We start from the raw sequence: 8,824 nt of genomic DNA, 5'->3' as shown, positions 1-8,824 counted from the left end.
AGGCTCTTCCTCTGTGGCCTCGTTAGACCCTGTTCATACCCCTTTAGTCTCTAAAGGCTCCTAACAGGAACGAGTCGCACTCAGTCTTTGCTTGCGGTATCGTTCCTAGGTAACTGGTATTTTCCCGCTTTTAGACCAGCTTCACCAATTTGATATTCACTCTCATCAGTGTGGCCTATGCTTTCTACCCAACAACAAGGCGGAGGAATTTCACCTCGAAGGAGATAAGAGTTTTCCAGTAGCCAAATATTTAAACTCCTTTAAGATTAGCTACGGAAGGCCATTTATACTCAGTTTTCCTGGTTTAGTGGCCAACGAGTCGCACAATTTCTGAATATCCTAAACATTTACCTCCTAATTCTTCTAGAGGAATTCTAAATCCACCAATACCCGCAAATAAATCTATAAAAGTGAACCGATGCTCATATATTTGCAAATTAATAGGTTTCTCAAGGTTAAAAAAGCTTAATTGGGTTGGGGAATTAATGATATTACCAGACATGAGTTAATTTTTTGTGATTCTTACTAGAATTAAGGGCGTTGGTGAATTACTGTATGATATTAATCAGGAGTTACGGAAAAAATGAAATTATACACCATTTGTAGGTGCGAATCGCGATTCGCACCGACTAGATATGGTTGTTATGCGTAAGTCCTGTTAATCTTAATTATTTAGGAGTCAGGAGTCAGAAGGAAAGAAAGAAGAAGCAAAGAGTAGTAGAAGGAGAAAGTTTTTTGTTCACGCTTTTATCCGGGCAGGATATCATACCTCAAATCACCAACGCCCAATTAGGAATTATAGCAATTATTTTAAGTTGAGATTTTGGGTAATTGTAAAATTTCCTACTAAGATTACTATTATAAGTCAATACTAAAAAATCAAAAATTATTTGCCAAATTAAATTCTTTGTGGTTTCATGGGTATTTGGTTATCCAGTTTATCCGTTATATGTTCCGAAACAGTTTATGAAAGATACAAATACTGAAACTGAAACAGATAAAGTTGCTACAACACAAGCAGCTTTTNCCGTTATATGTTCCGAAACAGTTTATGAAAGATACAAATACTGAAACTGAAACAGATAAAGTTGCTACAACACAAGCAGCTTTTCTTTTAAATATTTCTACTATCGTATCAAACCAAAGTTTTCCTCTAGAATCATCAAAACCCCGTAACTTTCCAGCAATAGACCAAGGTTGACAAGGAACTCCACCAATTATCAGATTGACTTGCCAAGGTAACTCAGAAATTTTGGTAATATCATAACCATTCAAGGTGGTGCATTGTAATTATTTTTGTTCCGACTCCCCTCCTTGGCATTGCTAGATAGGGACGTTGCATCTAACGTCCCTACAACTCAATCTAACCTCAACTATCCACACCTTCAATAGGTGCAAAACCTTGCCTTTGCACATTCTCAGTTATCGTGCGCGGTTCCAAAAATTGCAGTAAATAATCAGGACCTCCTGCTTTTGAACCTACACCAGACAACTTAAACCCACCAAACGGTTGTCGGGAAACGATCGCTCCGGTAATCCCACGATTAATATATATATTCCCTACTTCAAATTCTGCTTTTGCTCGTTCAATGTGAGAAGGAGTCCGAGAATACAACCCGCCAGTCAAAGCAAAATTCGTTCCGTTAGCAATTTCTAACGCCTCAGTAAAATTCTGCGCTTTCATCACTGCCAAAACCGGACCAAATATTTCCTCCTGAGCAATAGTCGCATTTGGTGACACATCCTTAAATACCACTGGACCGACAAAATAACCATCCTCTGGCGCAGTCATCTCAATAGCAACTTTTGCTTCCCGCTTACCTTTGGCAATATATTCCTGAATTCGCTTTTGCGCCTTATCATCAATTACCGGACCAACTTGGGTACTTGGTTTCTCTGCATCTCCTATATTGAGCGATCGCGTAGCTTCTACCAACCTTTCCACAAAAGCATCATAAATTGGTGCCGACACCACAACCCGCGAACAAGCAGAACATTTCTGTCCGCTATATCCAAAAGCAGAATAGACAACACCAGCAACTGCTTGGTCAAGGTCAGCACTTTCATCCACAATAATCGCATTTTTACCACCCATTTCAGCAATAACTCGCTTCAGATGTTTTTGCCCTGGTCGCAAAATTGCAGCTTCAGCATAGATATGACAACCTACTTCCTGAGAACCAGTAAAAGTAATACTATTAACATCTGGGTGTTTCACCATAAAATCACCAACGCTGGAACCTTTACCTGGAACAAATTGGAATACCCCTTTAGGAAAACCCGCTTCTACCAAAATTTCAGCAATTTTAGAAGCAATAACCGATGATGTCTCCGCAGGTTTCAACAACGTGCAGTTACCAGTCACCAAAGATGAAACCGTCATTCCAGTAGGAATAGCTAGAGGAAAATTCCAAGGGGAAATCACCAAAGAAATACCACGGGGTTGATAAGAATAACGGTCAGTTTCTCCAGCGGTATCATATTTATAACCCATATCTAACCGTTCCATTTCATCAGCATAATAACGACAAAAATCTATAGCTTCAGAAACTTCGGCATTACATTGGTTAAGGGGTTTACCAACTTCTAAAACCATCCATGCTGTCAGTTCGTGGCGACGTTTTTCCATTAAGTCGGCAGCTTTGCGCAATATTGCTGTCCGTTCCCGCACTGGTGTTTTCTTCCAACCAGGAAATGCTGCTTTTGCTGCTTTAATTGCGTGTTCTGCTTGTTCGACGGAGATTAAACCAATTTTGCCAACAACCTCTTTGGGGTTTGACGGGTTGACGGAATCAACTATTTGTGCAGTGTTTGTGTATTCACCATTGATAATTGGTAGATAGGTTTTTCCTAACTGAAGTCGTGCTTTGCCAATGCTATTTAGAGCTTGTTCCCGTTGTTGTGCATTAGCATAGTCACTATCCGCAGCATTGGGGAAAACTGGTTTGACAATATCGTGAATTGTAGTTTTGCCGTTGGTAGTAGGTGCTGCCAATAATTCTTCTAAAGGTTTGTTTTCTGAACTTTGTCTGAGGAATGAACTGTTGGCAGTATTTTCCAAGANAACTGAAGTCGTGCTTTGCCAATGCTATTTAGAGCTTGTTCCCGTTGTTGTGCATTAGCATAGTCACTATCCGCAGCATTGGGGAAAACTGGTTTGACAATATCGTGAATTGTAGTTTTGCCGTTGGTAGTAGGTGCTGCCAATAATTCTTCTAAAGGTTTGTTTTCTGAACTTTGTCTGAGGAATGAACTGTTGGCAGTATTTTCCAAGAGGCGACGAATTAAATATGACATTCCTGGTAATAGGTCGCCGTAGGGACAATAAACTCGGACGCGATAACCTTTGTCAACTAATGCTTTTGCTATTTGGTCGCCCATACCATAGAGAACTTGCATCTCGAAACAACGCGGAGGCACGTTTAGAGTTTCTGCAATGGCGATCGCCCTTGCCTGAGAACGAACGTTATGACTACCGATAGCTGAGTAAATATATTGATGATTTTCTAGCATCATCTGAGTCAGCTTTTCAAAGTTGGCATCAGTTTCAGGTTTATCATTAAATACTGGTTGTGGCCAGTCGTTTTGTAAAGCTGTGATGGTTTCCTGATCCCAATATGCTCCTTTGACGAGTCGAACAGTAACGGGGCAACCTCGATTTTTTGCCCAGTCAATAATACCTTGCAAATCTTTTTCGCTATCCCGCAAATATGCTTGAGTCGTCACGCCGATATCGCTACGGTTGCGGAACTCTTCTTCCATCAACAATTCTTTGAGAATAGCAATGGTTAGGTCTTTGTAGGNGATGGTTTCCTGATCCCAATATGCTCCTTTGACGAGTCGAACAGTAACGGGGCAACCTCGATTTTTTGCCCAGTCAATAATACCTTGCAAATCTTTTTCGCTATCCCGCAAATATGCTTGAGTCGTCACGCCGATATCGCTACGGTTGCGGAACTCTTCTTCCATCAACAATTCTTTGAGAATAGCAATGGTTAGGTCTTTGTAGGTGTATTGTTCCATGTCGAAGTGAACTGCTACACCGAGTTCTTTGGCACGTCTGAGTAGAGTTCGGATGCGATCGCTAACTCGTTCTTGACTACCTTTGACATCAAGGGGGTCAAACTGGGAATAAAATGCTGTAAGTTTTACTGATACTTGTACTCGTGGTAGTTTTTTTCCTTCTGCTTCGTCTATCTGGGGAACTGATGACCACTTGTTAGCAGCTTGGGAGAGTTGAGTCATCAGTTCGAGATAACGGTCTAAATATAACTGTGCTTCAGTTTCAGTGATGACTGCTTCCCCAAGCAAGTCTACGGTAAAGCACATTTTATCTTTCCGTAGTTTTTCTAGAGTTTTGATAATTTGTTTGACATTTTCCCCGGCAATGTATTTATGAGCAAGGGTTTCTACTGCGGGTGCAACAGTAGTAGCTGCTAGTTGACCAGGAACGGAGTCTGGGTTAGCAAAATTGAGCAGTTTTTTCAGTGCTTCTGGTAGTTCGACTTCTTCAGTAGTCAAATATTCTTGAAGGTGAGCGGCTATTTCTGGTTTACTCCGTAATGCTGGTAAACAGTCAATAAAACGAAATAGTTGTACCCGCAAACCCGGACTTGCCATTGCCCAGTCAAGGAGTTTATCATCCCACCGCATTTGATTTTGCAATTGACCTAAGAAAGAACGATTTTTTTCTTGAGTTGCTGTCAAGAGTTGTTTGGCTATTTCTTGGGTTTTGGTTTCGTAGTTACTATCGGATATTTGTGCGACCATTTTTTTCTAAAGTATGGTTAAATTAATTGGGATTGTGTATCGGATTAATTTAGGTATTTATCACTAAAATTGATTTAAAGTTTAGTGTTTTTCCGATATTGTTTCCGGTACTTTTAGTCCAATATGTTCTTGTATTTCAATTCTACTTTAAAAGGTATTCTGTGACGATACTTTTACTTTGTTAATTAACAGAAATTAATCAATTGTACTATTTATCCTATGACATCTAAAATAGATTTTTTTAGAGCAAATCCCCTTGCTTTCGAGTATGATAAGAAACCGGGTTTATGGGAGACAGATGTCAGTGTAGTAGGGCCTCTAATACAAACCCGGTTTGTGTAGTTTAGAGTCAGATTTTATATGATAAGCGATCGCCCTTTTTTGATTTCAAATTCTCCTATTAACTCTCACTACTAAATCTTCCCAATAATTCCTCACGACATAATTAAGATAACTGTAATAGTAAAGAGGAAAATTCTTCTGGAGATAAAAACAAAATTGGTTCAATAATATTCCTAAGTTTGTCATCTAAAGAATTAAACTTTATTATCAACAAATTCTCAATAATTGCAGTGTGTTCAATTCGGTAACCTTGCTCTATACCTGACTAAGTAGCAGTTTCTAATTTGTATAATAAAAGTGGTGATAAGTGCATAATCAACTCCCTATCTTCTTGTTATAATTCTGAACTTACTTCTAAATTACTACGCAAAGAAGATAACAAAAACAAAGCATTTTAAAGTATCTAATGTTTCTGGTAATTGATGAATTACTACTAATCCAGTTCTCAAGAATTGAGCTAATAAATAAACTCCTTCGCCCCAATTATCCCCATCAGTTTTAGCGCCAATATTCTCTAGTATTTTACTTGATGCAGTGGGTGTTAAAATCCATAATTTCGGATAATTATCCTCAGTAATCTTAGTCTTTTCTCGATTCGCTCGACCGAGATAATCTGTATAAACTTCTCATAATTCCAATATACATCTCCAGAAAAGAGGGAATAGGGAATAGGGAATAGGGGGGAAATAATTGATGATTTATCTACGATAATTGATTTGATTTTTTATTGTTGGAGATGTGTAATAGACAAGTCTGAATTTAATTAATAGTTATAGGATTACGGAAAGGTTCAAAGAAAGAAATAGTAGAGGCTAATTTTCCTAATAATCCTAATACTTATGGTGCATTTTTTGCTCCAGTTGTTGGTGCAAAAAAGACATCCACTTGTCTAATTTCATTGCGGATTTAATAGAGGTGCTTGACATTCTCCAAATTGTGATAATAGTTCTTCTAAATAATCTTTAGCAAATTGGTCGTGGATAAATCTGGTCATTCGTTTATCAGCTATTTTTGCTGACTTATAGATTACCATATTTTACTTTCAAAACCGAATCTTGTAGCTGTTAAAATTAATGATAATTTAGCAATTATAAATAGGTTTTAACATTTAATCGTAGGGTTTTGGTCTCCAAACCAAAGCGTAAATGGAATTTGCAAACCAAACCCCGACAGTTTTTTTTCACAAATTATTTAGGGTTATACCAAGTGTGATAAATGTTTATTACAAATGCTAGAAGCAAGCTTCCCTTTTCCTTCTTTTATTAATATTATTTCTCTACCGAAACTCCAGACAAAATTCGTACTTCTTTCTGCACACTCATACCAATTTCTAATGCTTCATTCAGTAATTTTCCATATTCAGTTGCTTGATTTTTAACATCAAAATTCATTAGAGCAGATAAATTATTTTCCATACTGGCAAATAATTCATAGCGCCTCATAATAAAATCTTGATTTTCCCGTAAAATTCTTTCTGTTTGTATTGCACAAATCAAACTTTCTCTAGTTACTTGTAATGCTTTAATTACATCATTTCGATTAATCAAATTTACTTCTAAATTTCCTACCGCAGCTAATTTATCCATAATTTCTACCGCTGCAATTACCTGATTATATTTATTTACCTCATTCTGCAATTTTGCTAGTTCTTTGAGTGGTTTAGTTTTCCACCACATATAAATATTCCAGCACAGAGTAATACCCAATGATATTCCGAAAACAATTTTGATAAATAGATTGATTAAGCGAGGGTCATCAGAAGCATAACTTGTCTTCGTAATCATCAATAAAGTTAGAGGTAGAGAAATAATTAAAGTTAAACCAAATACAACAATTTGATTCAACATAATTGATAAAAGTTGTTTCCTACTAAATCCCAATGGTAACTGATATAAATTCACCATTAATATATCACTCAAACTTTTACCGCTTAACTTCTTCACCTCTAATTCTGTAATTTTTAAATCTTGTAAATTACGTTGCATAATTATTTCACATTTGCTCTCAGAAAAATTTTATTTCAATCCTAAAAGACTGGTAATTAGATTGATAATCGTTAAATAAAAATTATCTTGGTTGTCTCTAAAAATTTGGAAAGGTTCTCCTGGTGCTCCAAAAAAAGGTCGTAGAGTCCATCCTAATTGAAATCCCACAAAAGCATATAATCCCAACCAAAATCGCAAAATCTTCAATCTAACTTCTTTTCCTTCTCCATCTTCTTCAGATCAAAAATTCATTCCTTGGTAAAAGAATTGTACCCCTAAAAAGCCTGTAACTGCAAAAATGACAACGTTCAATAATACAAAAAACTGATAATTATTTATAGACAAGAGGAAAAACAAACTAACTGGTGCAAAGCCAAATAATAAAACTGCAATTAATGCCATTGCAGTCATTAATAATGTCAAAAATTGTTCAAAGGTTTTTTTAGAACCAAACATGACATTAAAAAAGTATAATGTGGGAAAACAAATAATTAAAGTTAATAAATATAATGCTGGTAACTTAACAGCCGAAAAAGATGCTTGTAACCAACTATTTGAACTCCCTATTATTGCACCATAAATAAAATAGCAAAAAATACAGCACTAGAAATTAATAAACCTAATATTTTATCCTTAAGTTGATGACCTTGACGAATATCTTCTAGAAACTTCTGTCTCTCTCGTAATAGCTCCATAAAAACTGAAAAGTATTTCATTGTTTTAGCTCCTATTTTTAAGTATTTTGTTTGTACCTTATTAAAAGCTCCAACCTGGAGACATTAAGTTCCTAAAATAATGTTAAATCCTTTTACCGCTCTGCTTAAGCGTTAGAAATAAAAAGTCATCCCTCAGCAATTTTTCAGAAATAATTTTTTAAATTTGACTTTCTATTTCCCTGGTGTCGAGGTGTTGAAATAGGGTTTAATAAAAGTATCGGCATAAGTTATCATCTATAAATAGGAATTTTTATAGAAAAATAGGTTATACCAGAAGTCTAAATATTTTTACTCTTTCGTGATGTTGTATTTATGTAGTATTTTTAAAGAGGTATATGGAAACAAGAGATTAAAGGAAAAGACTGGAACCCTTGCCATGAATAAATCGGAGCGGCGGGATTTGAACCCACGACCCCCACTACCCCAAAGTGGTGCGCTACCAAGCTGCGCTACGCCCCGTAAACCTTAACTATTATATCACGCCATATCACATTTTGGCAACTAATTTTACTCAAAATATTCCAAGGCACATTTTTTTATTATAGCATATTGCCAGAGATATTATATCAATTATCATTAACTAGGACTTGCTGATTAAATCTCAAAAAATTGACAGATAAAGGCTTTAGCTTTTTTTAGTCGAAAAAATGCTAGCTTTTCGGTTGCTAGAGCTGCAAAAAGTTAGAATTTTTAGCAGACAAAGGCAGAAAAATCAAGGGACAAAATATCCGACTACCTACTCTATTAATTCCCATTTCTCCTAACTATTCCCTACTCCCTACTCCCTACTCCCTACTCCCTACTCCCTAACATCTATAATTCCAATTTATCCTAACTAAGGCTTGCTGATTAAATATAAAACAATTGACAAATAAAGGTTTTAGCATTTTTAGGTCTTAAAAAAGTACCTGGTTTTGAGCTGCTTAATGCACGGTTCCCGAAAAATCAAAAAGTTAGGATTTCTGGCGAATAGTTGAGCCAAAAAATTACTCCCCTACTCCCCTACTCCCC

9 protein-coding genes, 1 tRNA gene and 2 pseudogenes are annotated in these 8,824 nt (G+C 36.5%); 1 reads left to right on the top strand and 11 read right to left on the bottom strand.

Going from position 1 to position 8,824, the window contains the following annotated elements; genetic code table 11:
• Positions 1–304: 304 nt before the first annotated feature.
• From AFK68_RS21895 to AFK68_RS46055, 9 genes and pseudogenes are all read right to left on the bottom strand, one after another.
• On the bottom strand, positions 305–502 hold the full coding sequence (locus AFK68_RS21895; RefSeq protein ID WP_246844343.1) for a DNA cytosine methyltransferase: 198 nt from the start codon (positions 500–502) through the stop codon (positions 305–307).
• Positions 503–1,027: 525 nt separating this feature from the next.
• Positions 1,028–1,275 (bottom strand): DNA cytosine methyltransferase (locus AFK68_RS21890; protein ID WP_143438132.1); only part of this gene is annotated, 248 nt, incomplete at its 3' end.
• A gap of 94 nt (positions 1,276–1,369) precedes the next feature.
• Positions 1,370–3,063, bottom strand: a pseudogene (gene pruA / locus AFK68_RS21885) (L-glutamate gamma-semialdehyde dehydrogenase); the annotation flags it as partial.
• 1 nt (position 3,064) lies between these two features.
• Positions 3,065–3,803, bottom strand: a pseudogene (locus tag AFK68_RS46065) (proline dehydrogenase family protein); the annotation flags it as partial.
• Between the two features lies 1 nt (position 3,804).
• The coding region (locus tag AFK68_RS39485; RefSeq protein WP_210407555.1) for a proline dehydrogenase family protein at positions 3,805–4,770 on the bottom strand (966 nt) is incomplete at its 3' end.
• 1,237 nt (positions 4,771–6,007) lie between these two features.
• Positions 6,008–6,145: a hypothetical protein gene (locus AFK68_RS39480; RefSeq protein ID WP_210407554.1), complete on the bottom strand. Its 138-nt coding sequence runs from the start codon at positions 6,143–6,145 to the stop codon at positions 6,008–6,010.
• Positions 6,146–6,380: 235 nt separating this feature from the next.
• Positions 6,381–7,097, bottom strand: coding sequence for a hypothetical protein (locus AFK68_RS21865; RefSeq protein ID WP_094675050.1), 717 nt, complete (start codon positions 7,095–7,097; stop codon positions 6,381–6,383).
• A 30-nt stretch (positions 7,098–7,127) separates the two neighbouring features.
• Positions 7,128–7,304 carry a hypothetical protein gene (locus AFK68_RS46060; protein ID WP_371357497.1) on the bottom strand — a complete coding sequence of 59 codons (177 nt, stop codon included), beginning with the start codon at positions 7,302–7,304 and terminating at the stop codon, positions 7,128–7,130.
• 33 nt (positions 7,305–7,337) lie between these two features.
• Positions 7,338–7,553, bottom strand: coding sequence for a hypothetical protein (locus tag AFK68_RS46055; protein ID WP_371357496.1), 216 nt, complete (start codon positions 7,551–7,553; stop codon positions 7,338–7,340).
• Here AFK68_RS46055 and AFK68_RS46050 point away from each other — a divergent pair.
• Positions 7,552–7,677: a hypothetical protein gene (locus tag AFK68_RS46050; protein ID WP_371357495.1), complete on the top strand. Its 126-nt coding sequence runs from the start codon at positions 7,552–7,554 to the stop codon at positions 7,675–7,677. The genes AFK68_RS46055 and AFK68_RS46050 overlap by 2 nt on opposite strands.
• Here the strand turns inward: AFK68_RS46050 and AFK68_RS46045 are convergent.
• Positions 7,664–7,813: a hypothetical protein gene (locus AFK68_RS46045; RefSeq protein ID WP_371357494.1), complete on the bottom strand. Its 150-nt coding sequence runs from the start codon at positions 7,811–7,813 to the stop codon at positions 7,664–7,666. The genes AFK68_RS46050 and AFK68_RS46045 overlap by 14 nt on opposite strands.
• A 385-nt stretch (positions 7,814–8,198) precedes the next feature.
• Positions 8,199–8,272: transfer RNA gene (locus AFK68_RS21855), tRNA-Pro, on the bottom strand.
• Positions 8,273–8,824 lie beyond the last annotated feature (552 nt).

Origin of the sequence: Hydrocoleum sp. CS-953 (assembly GCF_002260545.1) — a bacterium.
Lineage (GTDB): Bacteria > Cyanobacteriota > Cyanobacteriia > Cyanobacteriales > Microcoleaceae > Trichodesmium.
The sequence above is the reverse complement of the archived record's forward strand: the minus strand, read 5'-3'. Positions and strand labels throughout refer to the sequence as shown.